17 protein-coding genes and 1 tRNA gene are annotated in these 14,940 nt (G+C 65.2%); 9 read left to right on the top strand and 9 right to left on the bottom strand.

The window, feature by feature from the left end; all coding sequences use genetic code 11:
- Positions 1 to 173 precede the first annotated feature (173 nt).
- The 3 genes from SH203_RS15570 to SH203_RS00665 are packed head-to-tail and all read left to right on the top strand — an operon-like array spanning position 174 to position 2,050.
- Complete coding sequence (locus tag SH203_RS15570) at positions 174 to 713, top strand: nucleoside triphosphate pyrophosphohydrolase family protein (protein ID WP_200808748.1); 540 nt, start codon at positions 174 to 176, stop codon at positions 711 to 713.
- A 33-nt stretch (positions 714 to 746) separates the two neighbouring features.
- Positions 747 to 1,352 carry a hypothetical protein gene (locus tag SH203_RS15575; protein WP_255376550.1) on the top strand — a complete coding sequence of 202 codons (606 nt, stop codon included), beginning with the start codon at positions 747 to 749 and terminating at the stop codon, positions 1,350 to 1,352.
- Complete coding sequence (locus tag SH203_RS00665) at positions 1,349 to 2,050, top strand: uracil-DNA glycosylase (RefSeq protein WP_087118954.1); 702 nt, start codon at positions 1,349 to 1,351, stop codon at positions 2,048 to 2,050. The genes SH203_RS15575 and SH203_RS00665 overlap by 4 nt, the downstream gene beginning before the upstream one ends.
- Here SH203_RS00665 and SH203_RS00670 read toward each other — a convergent pair.
- Genes SH203_RS00670 through SH203_RS00690 form a run of 5 tightly spaced genes read right to left on the bottom strand, consistent with a single transcriptional unit; the run spans position 2,007 to position 5,150 of the window.
- Entirely contained in the window at positions 2,007 to 2,816 is an 810-nt protein-coding gene (locus SH203_RS00670; protein WP_200808750.1) for a hypothetical protein, read from the bottom strand. The two genes, SH203_RS00665 and SH203_RS00670, sit on opposite strands and share 44 nt — an antisense overlap.
- The gene (locus SH203_RS00675) at positions 2,758 to 3,444 is read right to left on the bottom strand and encodes a C1 family peptidase (RefSeq protein ID WP_087118955.1); all 687 of its coding nucleotides are present in this window, start codon (positions 3,442 to 3,444) and stop codon (positions 2,758 to 2,760) included. The genes SH203_RS00670 and SH203_RS00675 overlap by 59 nt, the downstream gene beginning before the upstream one ends.
- Positions 3,441 to 4,457 (bottom strand): ImmA/IrrE family metallo-endopeptidase, encoded by a 1,017-nt coding sequence (locus SH203_RS00680; RefSeq protein WP_087118956.1) that lies wholly within the window; start codon positions 4,455 to 4,457, stop codon positions 3,441 to 3,443. Before SH203_RS00680 ends, SH203_RS00675 begins: the two co-directional genes overlap by 4 nt.
- 4 nt (positions 4,458 to 4,461) lie before the next feature.
- Positions 4,462 to 4,821: a helix-turn-helix domain-containing protein gene (locus tag SH203_RS00685; protein ID WP_087118957.1), complete on the bottom strand. Its 360-nt coding sequence runs from the start codon at positions 4,819 to 4,821 to the stop codon at positions 4,462 to 4,464.
- The gene (locus SH203_RS00690; RefSeq protein ID WP_143275653.1) at positions 4,818 to 5,150 is read right to left on the bottom strand and encodes a hypothetical protein; all 333 of its coding nucleotides are present in this window, start codon (positions 5,148 to 5,150) and stop codon (positions 4,818 to 4,820) included. The genes SH203_RS00685 and SH203_RS00690 overlap by 4 nt, the downstream gene beginning before the upstream one ends.
- A 34-nt stretch (positions 5,151 to 5,184) precedes the next feature.
- Here SH203_RS00690 and SH203_RS15700 point away from each other — a divergent pair, with 34 nt between their 5' ends.
- Entirely contained in the window at positions 5,185 to 5,586 is a 402-nt protein-coding gene (locus tag SH203_RS15700) for a hypothetical protein (RefSeq protein ID WP_234989331.1), read from the top strand.
- Between the two features lie 12 nt (positions 5,587 to 5,598).
- Complete coding sequence (locus tag SH203_RS00700; protein ID WP_087118960.1) at positions 5,599 to 6,495, top strand: Fic family protein; 897 nt, start codon at positions 5,599 to 5,601, stop codon at positions 6,493 to 6,495.
- A gap of 24 nt (positions 6,496 to 6,519) precedes the next feature.
- Here SH203_RS00700 and SH203_RS15450 read toward each other — a convergent pair whose 3' ends face one another.
- From SH203_RS15450 to SH203_RS15195, 3 genes are all read right to left on the bottom strand, one after another.
- Entirely contained in the window at positions 6,520 to 6,966 is a 447-nt protein-coding gene (locus SH203_RS15450) for an LPD7 domain-containing protein (protein ID WP_087118961.1), read from the bottom strand.
- Between the two features lie 372 nt (positions 6,967 to 7,338).
- Positions 7,339 to 7,782, bottom strand: coding sequence for a hypothetical protein (locus SH203_RS15190; RefSeq protein ID WP_159457514.1), 444 nt, complete (start codon positions 7,780 to 7,782; stop codon positions 7,339 to 7,341).
- A 178-nt stretch (positions 7,783 to 7,960) separates the two neighbouring features.
- Positions 7,961 to 8,560: a hypothetical protein gene (locus SH203_RS15195; RefSeq protein WP_143275657.1), complete on the bottom strand. Its 600-nt coding sequence runs from the start codon at positions 8,558 to 8,560 to the stop codon at positions 7,961 to 7,963.
- A gap of 1,037 nt (positions 8,561 to 9,597) precedes the next feature.
- Between SH203_RS15195 and SH203_RS00715 the strand changes: the two genes are divergently transcribed.
- The 3 genes from SH203_RS00715 to SH203_RS00725 all read left to right on the top strand — a co-directional run bounded on the left by SH203_RS00715 (position 9,598) and on the right by SH203_RS00725 (position 10,685).
- Positions 9,598 to 10,113 (top strand): Dps family protein, encoded by a 516-nt coding sequence (locus SH203_RS00715; RefSeq protein ID WP_087118963.1) that lies wholly within the window; start codon positions 9,598 to 9,600, stop codon positions 10,111 to 10,113.
- A gap of 75 nt (positions 10,114 to 10,188) precedes the next feature.
- Positions 10,189 to 10,551, top strand: coding sequence for a hypothetical protein (locus SH203_RS00720; protein WP_234989332.1), 363 nt, complete (start codon positions 10,189 to 10,191; stop codon positions 10,549 to 10,551).
- A 49-nt stretch (positions 10,552 to 10,600) separates the two neighbouring features.
- Positions 10,601 to 10,685, top strand: a tRNA-Leu gene (locus SH203_RS00725).
- A gap of 84 nt (positions 10,686 to 10,769) precedes the next feature.
- Here the strand turns inward: SH203_RS00725 and SH203_RS00730 are convergent.
- Positions 10,770 to 12,344: an amino acid permease gene (locus SH203_RS00730; protein WP_087118965.1), complete on the bottom strand. Its 1,575-nt coding sequence runs from the start codon at positions 12,342 to 12,344 to the stop codon at positions 10,770 to 10,772.
- A 147-nt stretch (positions 12,345 to 12,491) separates the two neighbouring features.
- Between SH203_RS00730 and hrpB the strand changes: the two genes are divergently transcribed.
- Positions 12,492 to 14,921: an ATP-dependent helicase HrpB gene (gene hrpB / locus SH203_RS00735; protein WP_087118966.1), complete on the top strand. Its 2,430-nt coding sequence runs from the start codon at positions 12,492 to 12,494 to the stop codon at positions 14,919 to 14,921.
- Positions 14,922 to 14,940 lie beyond the last annotated feature (19 nt).

Genomic DNA, 14,940 nt, shown 5'->3' on the forward strand with positions numbered 1-14,940 from the left:
TGTTCGCTCAATGTTCTCGTTGGCGCAAGCTTGCTCTCCAGCGCCTGCTCATTGGATCCGCCAGCCAGAGGCTTCGGCGCGATGCAGGTGCAGGCGAATCCTCGAACAGGATTCGCCGAACCCGGCGAATCGCGCGACCGAAAGCGTCGGTTCAATCGAAGGGTCCGTGCGGCATGGACGGTAGTTTCGCACCACTCACCGTCGCCGCCTATGCGGACCAGGCTGCCAAGACGGACCGGAGCGTCGAGGGACAGTCCCTGGCGTTCCCGCTTCTCGGACTGTTTGGCGAAACCGGAAGCCTGCTCAGCGCCTTGAAGAAGAAGCAGAGGGACCGCGCGTCGTCCGTCGCCTATTCGGACTCTGTAGCCGAGGAGCTTGGCGATGTCCTCTGGTATCTGGCCGCCGTCGCGCGCCGGGGCAGTCTGAACCTCAGCGCCATCGCCGCCCATCTCTATCGCAGGGACGAGGCCTGGTTAAATATCCCCGATGAGACCCTGACGTTCGAAGCGCTGCAGCCGCACACGATCGTGCGGAGCGCGGTGCCTATACCTCAGTTCGAGGAGACCCTGCTCGCGCTCGCGGCCGAGGTGGGCGCGATGGTCGCTGCTCACCGGAACGCTGCCCTCATTCCGGGCGGAGAGGCCCTGGCGCGCCGGCTGACGGAGGTGTTCAAGCTGTTGTTGAAGGCCTCCCGGGAAGTCGGGCTCACGTAGGAAGGCGCCGCGGTCAAGAACCAGCACAAGATTCTGGGGCGGTGGCCGAAAGAAAAAGTCTATCAGGTCGCGGCCGACGCAGACAAGGAACCGGACGAGCAGTTGCCCCGACGGATGGTCATAGAGGTTTTCGAGAAGACGGTGGGCGATCGACCGTTCGTCTTTCAGCGCTGCAACGACCTCTTCATCGGCGACCGATTGACCGACAACGCCCACGAACCCGACGACTATCGATTCCATGACGTCTCCCACTATGCGTTCGTGGCAGTGCTGGGTTGGTCGCCGGTCGTCCGGTCCCTTCTCCGGCTCAAACGCAAAAGCGATGCCAAACTCGACGAAACGGAAGACGGCGCCCGCGCTATCCTGATCGAGGAGGGCATCTCTACCTGGGTGTTCGGTATGGCGCGGTCGCTCGACTACTTCCGAGACATGGGCACCGGCGAACTTCCGCTCGACCTGCTCAAGCAGGATCATCAGTTCGTCCAAGGCTACGAGCCTCAGGGCTACCCGCTGTGGGTCTGGGAGGAGGCGATCCTCCAAGGCTATGCGGCGTTCCGCTTTCTGCAGGAGCATCGCCGCGGACGGGTCATCATCGATTTCGGGAATCGGCTGTTGCGTATGGAACCGCTCGCACCATGACCCCGTCCGAGTTCGTCTGCGCCCTCGAGGCCGCCTCCCTGCCCAACGTCTTCAATCCCTGGCGTGATCATTGCGCTGTGCATGATCGCGGCGACGCCGCCGCCCTGCGTCGGGAGAACCTCAGGCTATTCCTTGATCGGGCCATCGCCACTGAGGTGTCGACGATGTGGGTCGGCCGTGATCTTGGCTACCGTGGCGGCCGCCGCACCGGCGTGCCCTTCACCGACGAGGTGCATCTGGCCACAGCCTCGACACTGCTGGGCGACATCGATCTGATCCGCGCGACGGAGGGGCCCGTCATGGCCGAGCGGACCGCCGCAGTGATCTGGCGTGTGCTGGAACAGGTCCGCCAGCCCGTCGTCCTGTGGAACGTCTTCCCCTTCCATCCCCACATGGCGGGAGATCCGATGTCGAATCGCTGCCATACGCGCGCGGAACGCGACGAGACCTGGCCCCTACTTGAAGCGCTGGTCGAGATGGTCCAGCCGCGAAGGATCATCGCGATCGGTCGGGACGCGAGCCTCGCCCTCGCCGATCTCGGGGTCGACGCGGACGCTATCCGCCATCCAAGCTACGGCGGCCAGGCCGAGTTCATGTCGGGAATGTTCGCCCTCTATTCGCCGTCAGCGACCGGCCCGCCCCTCTTCGACGCCGTCAGTCCGCCACTAGGGCGTCGCAGGCTGCGAGAAGCGCCTTGATCTCGGCGAGCGAGGTCTGGCGGTTCTGGGCGTCCTTGGGCTGATCCGCGCAGGCGTGGGTCGAGACAACCGTGAGCGATCCTGCCGCGACGCCGGATTGGTCAGCGACGAAGGCCATCAGCCGGCCCAGGCCGATCAGATTGCCGAGTAGCTTCTCGACATAGAAGTGGTTGCGATACAGGACCGTCAGATCGAGTGTCTCGACGCCGCCGGCCTTGCGCAGTTTGAAGCTGCCATGGCTCAGGCACTGGCCGCCATACGGCGAACGGGTCACGTCCCGGGTCGGATCAAATGTCTGAATCTCGAATTTGTTGCGGGCGACGACCTTGGGATCGGCAATGCGGTCGATGATGTCGGCGATCTGATTGACGACCTTTCCATCCGGGCCCCGCAGATTGATCATGCGCTCGAAATAGTAACCTGACCAACGGCCGCTCTTGCCGGCGGCAGGAAGAACCTTCGTCATGAAGGCGTCGTAGAGGTCTGGTCCGCGATAGCGGCGGGAGAGGGCCGTCGGAAACAGGGTGTTGGCCACGGTCTCGACCGGCTTGACGTCCTTGGAGCGCAGGAATTCATCAACGCGGAGGACTACGGGATCGGCCAGCGTGGCGCCGGCGGTCGGATCGGCGACATCGAGAATGACGTTGTGCGCCTCCATGCCTTGGTCGATCACCGTACGGAGCGCTTCGCGCCATGCTGTGGCGCAGTCAGGCTGCGGCGGAACGGGAAGGTACATTGTCATCCTCCTCCAGAAGGGCCATGCCAAACAGGCGGGTCACGACGAAATCGGCGGCGAGCCAGGCGTGTCCGGCCTCGCCCCAAGATTCGCCCCAGCTGTTGCGCACCAGGACTGCCGACTTGCCGTTGACGGAGCCGTGCGCCACCGCGAGAACCGCGTGCCGGAGCGTTGGATCGGGGGCCTCGTCGTTCGCGGCAGCCACTACGCCCTGGACGGGGCGGAAGAAGCTGGGCGAAAGCATCATCATGAGCAGCACCGGCCGGCCCCGACCGATCTGGTCGGTGAGCTCGGACCATTGCGGCGCGAGTTCGCAACCCACCCGTTTGAATGTCCCGTCCGGAAAGGGAGGCGGCGTCCATGCGCTCGGGGTCGTTGGACTGTCGGAGGGATAGGGCCAGGCGCCCTCGAGGGGCTGACCGTCAAACGCGAGCGCTTCGAGCATGGACGGCAAGGTGGCACCGACCGTCGGCGGGCGGCCAGCGCGGCGTTGGGCGTGGAAGAAGGCGGTCTCGCATGAAAGCGGATCCCAGCCCGGCCTGACGGCCGCGTGGAGGTCGCTCGCGGCGAAGGCCAGGCACGTCGGTCGCGGTCCCTGATCGCGGGCGGACCCCAGCCGGGCTCTCAGGTCCGTCGTGAAGGCGATCGCGTCGCTCATGCGGCCGCCAGGCGCTGGCGGCGTTCTGCGCGGGACAGGCCGGCCTCCTCCGGACCGGTGAGGTCGAACGGCAGGCTCAGGACCGACAGGGGGGGGGGGGCTGCCAGCCAGGGACGGCGCTGTTCGAGATGCATCACGCCGCGCGCCTCCGCGTGAGGCGTCGCCACGACACGACGGATATTGGGGCCGCCGACGCCCTCTTCGTCCAGCGCTAGGCGGGTGTCGCGAACAATGCTGAAACCGCTTTCCGCCAAGGCGTCAAAGTCCCAGAGGTAACCGGCCGCGCCCAGTTCAGGCAGCTTGATGACGAAAAGGTCGGCGCGGCTGCCATCGATACGGCCGCCCCGGTCCTTTTCGGTCAGCAGCCAGACATCGCCGTGGTAGGATGGAGGGCTGAAATCCTCTAGTAGGGCGGCCTTGAGCGTCCTGGGACGCGCCTGCAGGAGCGAAGCTCGACGTTCCGCGGTGATGAGATGGTAGCGTTCGAGGGTCCAAACGGTGGCCTCATAGCTGGCGCCGATCCGAACCGAGAGTTGATAGACGTGACCCGGCCGCTCGAGCTCGGCGACCCGCCAGCCCTGGCGGGCGCAATGCGCGTGGATCAGCCACCTCGGCATCATCAGGGAGACGGCGAAGGCGTCTGCCTCTGTTTCCTGGAACCCGGTGCGCGCATCCTGCGCCTGGGGTGCTCGCCGCAGAATCTGGTCTTCGTCGTCCAGGCTCGGCGCGTGATCCATAACGCAATGGCCGAGTTCGTGTGCGGCGGGGAACCGCTGGATGCTCAACGGGCGTTGGGTGGTCACCAGGATGCCGGGCGTCGGCGCGTTCAGGAATGCGCCCAACAGACCCTTCAACGGGCGCAGCATCAGAGGCAGGTCGAGGTCCGCGATGATGGCGAAGACATCGACGGCACCGGGTTCGACCTCGAGCTTGGCCTGCCAGTCCAGGCGTCGCAGCAGCTTGCTGGCCGCCGCGGTCCCGTTTCTCACGGCCTCTGCATAGGTCCGCGCCACGAGTTCAGGCCTGGCCGGACTTGGCGCGTGTGCGCAGATAGTCCGCGAAGCGGGCCAGTTCCTGCCGGTCGTCCTGCGACAGGTCGGCGGCCTGACGCGCGAGATGCGCAACATCGGGAGGGAGGTCGCGCGCCTGTTCCTCCTCGCCCGTTAGATAGCCGACCGACTGGCGGTAAAGCCGCGCCAGTCGGGTGAGCTCGATCGCTTCGACCTTGCGCTGTCCGCTTTCAATCCCGGTCAGCGCCGTGCGTGGCAGCTTAAGATAGGCGGCGACCTCGTCTTGCTTCAGACCCAGATACTCTCTCGCTTCGCGCAGACGCTCGCCCAGGCTTCGACGCGCCGTCTCATCATTGAGGTCGGTCATGCCCTCACCGGGTGGCGCTTGATCCACGCGGCCTCAATGCGGGGCATCATGTGGTTCATGGCGGCGTCGATGGACTCGTAGCCACCGGCCCTGACAATATCCTTGGGCTCGAAACCCAGGATGTCATCCAGAGCGCAGGTGATGGCGACGACGGTCAGGGAATCCAGCCGAATGTGCATGGTTCTGAGTGCAGCGGGCTGGCTGGGGAGGGAAAGCCCCTGGATTTGCGCCTCACCTTCGGCCAGCACAGTTAGCTCGGCGAGCAGGGCGTCCGACACCATCTGTAGAGGGAAGGTCTTGACCGAGGTCTTTTCGTCAATCTGAGACATGATGGGGTCCAAAATCCAACACAAGACCAATGTAATGTTGGAAAATCAGACATTCAACCATCCTGGGCGATTTTTTCGCGATGCCTTGATGCGATGGAGCAAAGGTCATCCAGCCAACTTCCTCTTCAAGGTGATGTCCGGTGCTCAGCGACGCCGTGAAAAGGGCGGTTCAGGGCTCGCCGCAAGGCTGCCGAAGGCCTATATTAAGCTAAGGAGGCGCTTCATGACTCGTTTCACATCACGAAATCCCGCCGACATCGCCTGGCGTCGTCAACAGATGAGAGCGAACAACGACATCGAACAGGTGGGACGGGACGCGGGCGCTGAAGAGCTCATCAGCCGTCTCCGGGAACAGGGCGTGAGCACAGCAGAGGGTCTGACTGCGCTGCGCAGCTATTTCATCACCACAGGGCAGACCAGTCGTCGCCGCAGTTGACTGACCCCGCGCATGAGCCGCCGACGCGAAGAGGAACGGGCCGAACACGAACGAGTCTTCTATCCTGGCACTCATGTATTGGTGAACAAGCTGGACCTTCGGGACGCCGCTACGCTCGACGCGGCAGAGCGATCGTTCACCGATCTGCGGATCACGGAGGGCCTGCCCAAAGCCGCGTTGAAGCCTAGCTATGCGGCGTTCAAGGCCATCCACCGGCATCTGTTCCAGGATCTCTACAGCTGGGCGGGCAAGGAGCGCGCCTATCAGACGGGCCGGAGCACCGTCGCGCCCTTCGCGCGCCCAGAGTTCATCGCGTCAGAAGCGGAGAAGGTCTTCGCCCGCTTTCGCAACCAAGCCGAATTGCGGGACCTTGAGCCCGACGAATTCGCGGCCAAGGCAGCGGAACTTATCGGCGACCTCAACGCCATCCACCCTTTCATTGAAGGGAACGGGCGCACCCAGCGCCTATGGCTGGCGGTGATCGCGGAAAAGGCCGGCTACGAGTTCAGCGTCCTGCCTAGCGATCAGCTGACCTGGTACGAGGCATCACGCCAGAGCTTCGAGGCGGGCGACAATGGTCCTATGGCCGCCCTGATCCTGGCGCGTATCCGTCAGCCAGACGCCTTGGCGACCGAGGAAGGCGAAGCGCGCGCGCAAACGTTTCTGAACCTGACGCGTGACGACGCCTTGGCGTCTGGCGACCAAAGTTTTCGTGCGGCGTGGGAAACGCTTGATCGCGTGACGTCAGTGGCCGCCAGCGTGCTCCCCTACGATGAACACGCGCGGAAAGAACTGATGGAGACGTCAAAGCGCGTACTGGCGGACCATATGCGGGCGGGGCGCCGGATCAGCGATGTGACCGCCGAGCAGGCATGGCGAAACGACCCTTCTGAGGTCGGGAAGCCCTGACCGCCTTAATCCCAACGATGCGCCTCAACGACGGCCACGATCCCGGTCGCGACCGCCGTCTCGCGACCGATTGGCGTCGCCGCGCATCCTGTCCAACCCGGCTCTGGCGGTGGCATAGGCGATGAGCCGTTGCTTGGCCTCCGGGTCGGCGATCAGGGCGCACACCACGGCAGAGGCCATGCGGAGTCGAACCTCCAGCTGCGCCCGCCGGTCGGGCAGGCCCGCCGCCTCCCGGTCGCGCCCACGCGCCCGGTAGACCCGCACCTCCATTCCGAAGGACCGGGCCTGGACCCAGACCTCGCGCCGGAAGGCCTCCTCGCCCTCAACCTTCAGGCGGGACCAGCCGCGATGCTGGGCGACCTTGAGCATGTCGGCCACCGTGTCCGGATACTTGGAAAAAGCCTGCGCCAAACTCAATGTGAGAACGCGGATCGAGGCGGTCGTGGCGGCCGTGCAGATGAATCTGATCACGTGTTCCGAGTTCGCAGCTTCGGCGCCAACTGCGTATACTCTCAGTTCGACAATGGCGAACTCTGGTCGAATGCGATCGCCAGTTTGAACGGAGGCGCGGTATCGTCCCGAAAGCCTAGTGCAAAGAGGCCGTTGTATCGGCTCATTGGGAGGCCGGGCGCATGCCCTTCAGGTCTAGCCATCACCAGTAGATTTGAGGCCCGCGCGTATATCTCGGCAGCGTCGACAATCTCAGTGTCTACGTCATGCGGAAAGTATCGCTCAGGCTGCTGACCGCTAGCTCCAGAGAAGCCTCGCCACCTCGAGGCATGAACTTGGAGTTCGTGCAGCAGCTGCTGATAAGCGTTCGCCTCCCGATCGGTCTGTGCAGCTTCAACCATCGCCAAGATGTGGTTTAACGTAACCTCTTCGAGTTGCGGGCGCCTTTCCCGCAAATCGTGAGCCCACGACCACATGTTCAGACTCCGCGGTCGCCCGAGCCTCGCGCAACAGCGCTGCGCTTCGCTCGGCATAATCGCATACGCGGCTCATCACCATTGGCATGGCCGCGCGCCTCGCTCGCCAAACCCGCCGCAGCCGAGCCGCTTCGTGAGCGTTGTTCTCTCGAATTTGCCGCAAAACGGCCCACGCGCCCAGCACAGCAGCCAGAGGCGTGAACAGCGCGCCGAGCAAGGACTGCCACTCTCGGACAACAGGAGAAATGACAGCAGGCAGACTTGCGCCTGCGTCGTCCCTTGAAGTGGCCAAGATCGCGACGCCAAGGTCATAGGCCGGCATGAATAGCGCCAGGACGAGCAGGCCGGCGAGACCGGCCATGGGTCCTTTCAAACTGATCGTCGGCGACGCTGCCGATGTCTCTGTCATGATACTCTCCAGCCCTTCGGATAGTGATTGGGCATCCCGCATCGCCGCGGGATAGCGCGCATCGGAACCTTAGCCGCGTCCACAAAAGGGCTGAGCCATCTATCGGGTGACGCGTCCTGGCTTGTTGGTATTAAGCGGCGATGAGACTGACGCCGCTCCGGACATACCAAGATCGCGAAGGCGCTATGTCCAGGGTGATGACGAACGACGTTTGCGAGTCCACCTGCATGGCGCCGAAGGCGCTGTAAGCGCGCCTCACCTCTGCGTGCGGGTGCGGATTTTTCCTGTCGGGATCGGAACTGAATACGCTCCACATTGGCGATACCGTGGTCGGGACGCTGGGATGATGATTGGCGCGAGATCCATGATGCATCACTTGGAAACTGCAAATGCGGCGCAGCCTGTGTGTGCGGCCGTAGTGACGAGTAAAGCGCTTCATCGCGGCATCAGTGTTGAGATAGGCGTCGCCGGTCAGAAGTTGGGCGGCCTTCCGCTCGTAGCTTGCCGACGCCGCCACAGATTCCGGCTTTCCTTCAACGAGCTTTAGCGCGGAGCGGTCAACATGTTCCGGCATCTCAATGGGACCGGCATACAGGCAGAGTGAGATTCGATTACGAGCCTTCGCGCCTCTGCCGAACGTCCTGTCGAAATAGGCTTTGAGCTCGTTCAAGGCACTGATGCGGTGGGTGTCCTGGTCTGCTCGACGCAGAGCCGACAATCGCTTCGCCACTTCTTGTCTGAATCGCGTTCTCGGCGCCGGGGCGTGCTTAGGATCGGCATAGGGCAGAAACTCCCATACACCCCAGACGCTGACGGATTGCCCCGGATGCAGAACTTCGACCCGCACCCCCGGGTGATATGAAACCGGATCCGTAGGGCCGGCGAGTTGCTCAATAGGGGTCGCCGGTGCAGCGAGATCGGTATCGAACTTCTCCGGCGCCTTATAGAGCCCTGCCGCCTCGGGGATGGATTGGCGCCGGGATTCACGAACACGATCCGGTCGAACCGAGCGCCGTCGAGACCAGAGAGAAATGCGACGGGATCCACGCAGAAATTCGTAAGGGCCGGATCCGTGGGCTGGCTGAAGGCCACCACCAATCGCGACCACAGCGGAAAATAGGGGAGAAGAATGGTGCCGACCTCATAGTCAGCCAGTAGCTGCTTAATTCCGCTGATATGGTCGGAATCGAAATGAGAGATGGCGAGGATATCAATCCGGCGCCGCGCTCCAGCCAGACGGTTCAGCAACGCGCATCCGCTCGCTATTAGGTTATCGCCGCCTGCACTTTCGCTACCGCAATCGTGGACCCACACAATGGGGTCAGGTCGTCCATCCAACCAGAGAACTCCAGACGTGAAGAGGCCCTGGCCCACGCCGTGATGGATATAATGAGCCGTGAGGCGAGGAAGTCTGAGGGTTGAAGTCGGCATTCGGGCGCTATGAAATCGCGAAACAGGATTTGCGCTAATATCGCCTGCTTCGGCCTCGCAACCATAGCTCAAGGTTTTACAGCTGCGGTCTAAGGCATTGATTTCAAACGACGCCGATTTTCGCTGTTTTGCCAGTTAACGCCTGAAATCTCATCATTCGATCTCAGATTTTGGTACCGTCATTCTAGGTTCGAGTCCTAGTCCCCAGCCATCCGCCGACACAGGTCGGCGAGCAGAACCTCTTCGCATATTCGGCATTTTTGACCTGGGTCAGGGCTTCCGTTCGGCGGTCCGGCTACCTAGCTTGACCGCATACCGATGCCGAGGAGAACGAGAATGGTCACTGCCCGCGAAAAGCGTCTGGCGCCGCTGAGGACGCCCACCACCCTGTCGGAAGAGGCGACGCGCGATATTTCCGCAGCCCTGACCGGACTGCTGGCCGACACCTTCGCCCTCTACATCAAGACCAAGAATTTTCACTGGCACGTGTCGGGGCCGCATTTCCGGGATTATCACCTGTTGCTGGACGACCAGTCGGCGGAAATCCTGGCCATGACCGATCCGATGGCCGAACGGGCGCGCAAGATCGGCGGGACGACCCTGCGCTCCATCGGGCAGATCGCCAGGGAATCGCGCGTCGCCGACAACGACGCCGACTATGTCGATCCGCTGGACATGCTGGCCGAGCTGCGGGACGACAATGGCGATCTGATCGGCCGGATGCGCGAGGTTCACGACCTTTGCGACGAGCATAACGACGTCGCCACCGCCAGCCTGCTGGAGAACTGGATCGACGAAAGCGAGAAGCGCGTCTGGTTCCTGTTCGAATCGGGTCGTCGCGGCAACGGCTGACGACGGAACCGTTCCGCTTGCGCCGTCTTATGGAACGTCGATAGTCGATTCCGGGGACTGCGCAGGAGGGATGGGTTGAGAAAAAGGGTCTGGATCGGCGCCGTGGCGTTGATGGCGGCGGGCGTGGCGACATCGGCTAGCGCCGACATGTCGAACGCCTTTGGCAACACCATCGTATCCCACTATCCGAACGGTCAGTGGGTGAAGCATTTCTTCGAGCCGGACGGGCGTTACACCTCGCAGTTCTCGGACGGGCGGCGGCTGAGCGCGCGCTGGACGTCCGAGAACGGCCGGATCTGTCTGAGCAGCTTTGCGCCGCGGCAGATCCTGCCGCGCTTCTGCAGCCGAATGGTGGAGGCGAACGTCGGCGACAGCTGGCAGGCCCGCGATCCGCTGGGCCGCAATATCCGCAACGAACTGGTCGCCGGGCGTCGTTGACGCTTGCCCTGACGGTCGCCAGCCTCTAGAGGCGACGACCTACCTGAATGCGGATGTGGCGGAACTGGTAGACGCACTGGATTTAGGTTCCAGCGCCGCGAGGCGTGGAGGTTCGAGTCCTCTCATCCGCACCAAAGTAAAAAGGCCCCGGATCGCTCCGGGGCCTTATCTTTTTTTGTCGGGCCTATCGTCCTTGCGGACTACTTGAGGACGCTTGCTTACTGGATCGGCGGGACCGGAGGCGGCGGCGCGTCGCCGTCCGTCTCGTGGACCTCGATCAGACCGCGCCCGACGTGGCTCTTGCGATAGCCGTAGGCGAAATAGATCAAGAGGCCGACGCCGCCCCAGATCGGCAGCACCATCTTGGCGTCATGCGGCAGGTTCCAGAACAGGAAGGCGCAGCCGAAGGCCGACAGCGGGGCGAACACCCACAGCAGCGGCGTGCGGAACGGACGCCTGCGATTCGGGTCCTTGACCCGCAGCACCATCACCGCGATCGACACCATGAAGAAGGCGAACAGGGTGCCCGAGTTCGAGATGTCGGCCAGCTGACCGACCGGGAACAGGGCGCCGGCGATGGCGACCGCGATGCCGGTGGCGGCGGTCACGATATAGGGCGTCTTCCATTTGGGGTGGATCTTGGTCAGGCCTTCCGGCAGCAGGCCGTCGCGCGCCATCACGAAGAAGATGCGGGTCTGACCGTAGATCATCATCAGGATGACCGAGGGCAGGGCCAGCAGGGCGGCGGTGCCCAGGGCGTTGCCGATCTGGGGATGGCCGACGACGCGCAGGACGTGCGCCAGAGCTTCGTTGGAGCAGACCAGACGGTCGGCGTTGGCGGGCAGGGCGCAGGCGGCGACGAAGGCGGGTGAACCCGGCTGGACCGCTTCGCCGGCGGCGCCGAGAACCGGCTGGGCGCCGATCGCGCCGGCGGCGCCGAGCGCGACCAGCAAATAGAAGACCGTACAGATGGCCAGCGATCCGATCAGGCCGATGGGCACGTTGCGTTGCGGGTTCTTGGTCTCTTCGGCGGCCGTCGAGACGGCGTCGAAGCCGACGTAGGCGAAGAAGATCGAGGCCGCCGCGCCGACGATGCCCATGCCCGAATACTGGCCGAACAGGCCGTTGGGCGCGAAGGGCGACAGGTGGCCGGACTTGATGACCGGCAGGGTGATGATGATGAAGACGGTCAGGGCCGCGACCTTGATCGCGACCAGGATGGCGTTGACGCGCGCCGATTCCGTCGTGCCGAGCATCAGAAGCCCCGTCACCAGCAAGGCCACGATGATGGCCGGGATGTTGACGATGCCGGCCGAGAAGTCGGGCGTCGGGATGAAGCCGTGCATCGACCAGGTCGGGCCGGCGGATAGAAGGTCGGGGAAGTCGAACCCTAGCCCCTGTTCGATCAGCCCCAGGACATAGCCGGACCACCCGACCGACACGGCGGAGGCCGCGACCGCATATTCCAGGATCAGCGCCCAGCCGACCGTCCAGGCCAGAAGTTCGCCCATGACGGCATAGGTGTAGGTGTAGGCCGAGCCCGAAACCGGGGCCATGGCCGCCAGTTCGGAGTAGCAAAGTGCAGCGACCGCGCAGACCGCGCCGGCGATCACGAAGCTGACCATCATGCCGGGGCCGGCCTTCTGGGCGGCCGAGGCCGTCAGAACGAAGATGCCGGTGCCGATGATGGCGCCGATGCCCAGAAGCGTCAGTTGAATAGGACCAAGCGACCGATGAAGCGATTTCTTCTCGGCCGTGGCAAGAATCGCGTCGAGCGATTTAACGCGCCACATAGATAATACCCCCACGTTTAGGCCAGCTCCTCGGCTGGGTTTGGGCGGACGCTAGCGGCGGATGGGACGGCGCGCAACGCGCATGACGGCGCAGTAAAGGCCCGACGACGCTTTCGTGATCGCCCCGCCGTCGGCTACAGGCCGGGTATGTTGCCGATCCACGCCGTTCTGGACCCGCTGAAGGCCGCCCTGAGCCAGGGGAATACGGCCGTGCTGGCCGCGCCGCCGGGTGCGGGCAAGACGACGGTCGTGCCGCTGGCGCTGCTGGAGCAGGGCTGGCTGGGGGACGGCAAGATCCTGGTGTTGGAGCCGCGACGGCTGGCGGTGCGGGCGGCGGCGGATCGGATGGCGGCGACGCTGGGCCAGGAGGCGGGCGGGACGGTCGGCTATCGCACGCGCCTGCAGAGCCGGATCGGCGCGACGACCCGTATCGAAGTGATCACCGAGGGCGTGTTCACGCGCATGATCCTGGACGATCCGGGGCTGGAGGGCGTGGGCGCGGTTCTGTTCGACGAGTTCCACGAACGCAGTCTGGACGCCGATCTGGGCCTGGCCCTGGCGCGCGAGACGCAAGGGTTGCTGCGCGACGACCTGCGCCTGTTGGTCATGTCGGCGACGCTGGACGTGGCGGGCGTCTCGCGCCTGTTGGATGGGGCGCCGGTGATCGAGGCCGAGGGGCGGGTGTTTCCGGTCGAGACCCGTTATCTGGGCCGCAACCTAGCGGAGCGGTTCGAGGAGGCGGCGGCGCGCGCTTGTCTGACCGCTCTGGGCGAAGAAAGCGGTTCGATCCTGGCCTTCCTGCCGGGGCAGGGAGAAATCCACCGCGTCGCGCGGCTGGTCAAGGAAAGGCTGAGGCTGGCGGACGTGGACGTGACGCCGCTTTACGGCGGACTGGACCGGGCCGAGCAGGACCGCGCCATCGAACCGGCGGCGCCGGGGCGGCGCAAACTGGTGCTGGCGACCTCGGTGGCGGAAACCAGCCTGACCATCGAGGGCGTGCGTGTGGTCATCGACGGGGGCCTGTCGCGCGTGCCGCGTTTCGAACCGTCCAGCGGCCTGACCCGGCTGGCGACGGTCAAGGTCAGTCGATCCTCGGCCGAGCAACGACGCGGACGGGCGGGACGGACGGCGCCCGGCGTCTGCTATCGCTTGTGGGACGAAGAACAGACGCGCGGACTGGTCGCGCATCAGCGGCCGGAGATTCAGGAGGCGGACCTGACCGGCCTCGCTCTGGACCTGGCGCGTTGGGGGGCGAGGTCCGTGGAGGGACTGGCGCTGCTGGACCCGCCGCCGGCCGGGGCGATGGCGGAGGCGCGCAAGGTGCTGACGCGGCTGGGCGCGCTGGACGCGGACGGCGGTCTGTCCCGACACGGGATGAGGCTGACGAAAATCCCGCTGTCGCCGCGACTGGCCCATATGGTCGCGGTCGCCTCGGATCGCGGCGACGCCCTGATGGGTGCGCGAATCGCGGCGGTGCTGAGCGAACCGGGCCTGGGCGGATCGGGCGTCGACCTGTCGGATCGGTTGACCGGCCTGACGCGGGATCGGTCGCCGCGCGCGCGCGACGCGCTGAAACTTGCGGATCGCTGGGCCAGGGCGGCGGGCGGCGGATCGGGCGAAGCGGTCGATCCGGGCCTGCTGCTGGCCGAGGCCTTTCCCGAGCGGATCGCGCGGGCGCGCGGCAAGGCGGGCGAGTTCCTGCTGGCCAGCGGACGGGGCGTGGTGCTGGAGGCGTCCGATCATCTGGCGCGCGCGCCGTGGCTGGCGGTCGCGGAACTGGGCGGCGGGGATGTGCGCGACCGGGTGCGTCTGGCGGCGGCGCTGGAGCCGGGCGAGGTCGAGGCCGAGCTGGCGCATCTGATCGCGACCGAGGACCGGATGGCGCGCGAACCGTCGGGGCGGGTGGTGATCCGGCGGTCGCGACGGATCGGCACCATCGTGCTGGACGAAAAGGTGGTGGGGGCGCCGGATGCGAAGATGCTGGCCGCCGCCCTGCGCGCCGAGGTCGAGGCCGAGGGGGTGGGCGCCCTGCGCTGGGGCGAGCAGGCGGCGGGTCTGCGGGCGCGTCTGGCCTTCCTGCACCAGCAGGATTCGGCCTGGCCGGACGTATCGGACGCGGCCTTGCTGGCGGCGCGCGAAGACTGGTTGTGGCCGCTGCTGGAGGGGGCGAAGTCGCTGGACGCCGTGAGCGACGGCCGTCTGGCGGAGGCGCTGCGGGGGCTGATCCCCTGGGATCTGCAGCGGCGGCTGGACGAGCAGGCGCCCGCGCGACTGATCACGCCGCTGGGGTCGGCGGCCATCGACTATGCCGCCGAGGGCGGGCCGCGCGTGGACATCCGCGTGCAGGAGCTGTTCGGCGTGACGACCCATCCCACGGTCGGCGGCGCGCCCCTGACCCTGGCCCTGCTGTCGCCCGCACGGCGGCCGGTGCAGGTGACGAAGGATCTGCCGCGCTTCTGGTCCGGGTCCTGGGCGGCGGTGCGGGCCGAGATGCGGGGCCGCTATCCGCGCCACCCCTGGCCCGAGAATCCGGCCGAGGCGCAACCGACGAACCGGGTGAAGCCGCGCGGAACCTGATCGGCTTGACGGCATGGCC

The sequence above is a fragment of the Brevundimonas sp. SH203 genome, from assembly GCF_002157625.1.
In the GTDB taxonomy this organism is placed as follows: domain Bacteria; phylum Pseudomonadota; class Alphaproteobacteria; order Caulobacterales; family Caulobacteraceae; genus Brevundimonas.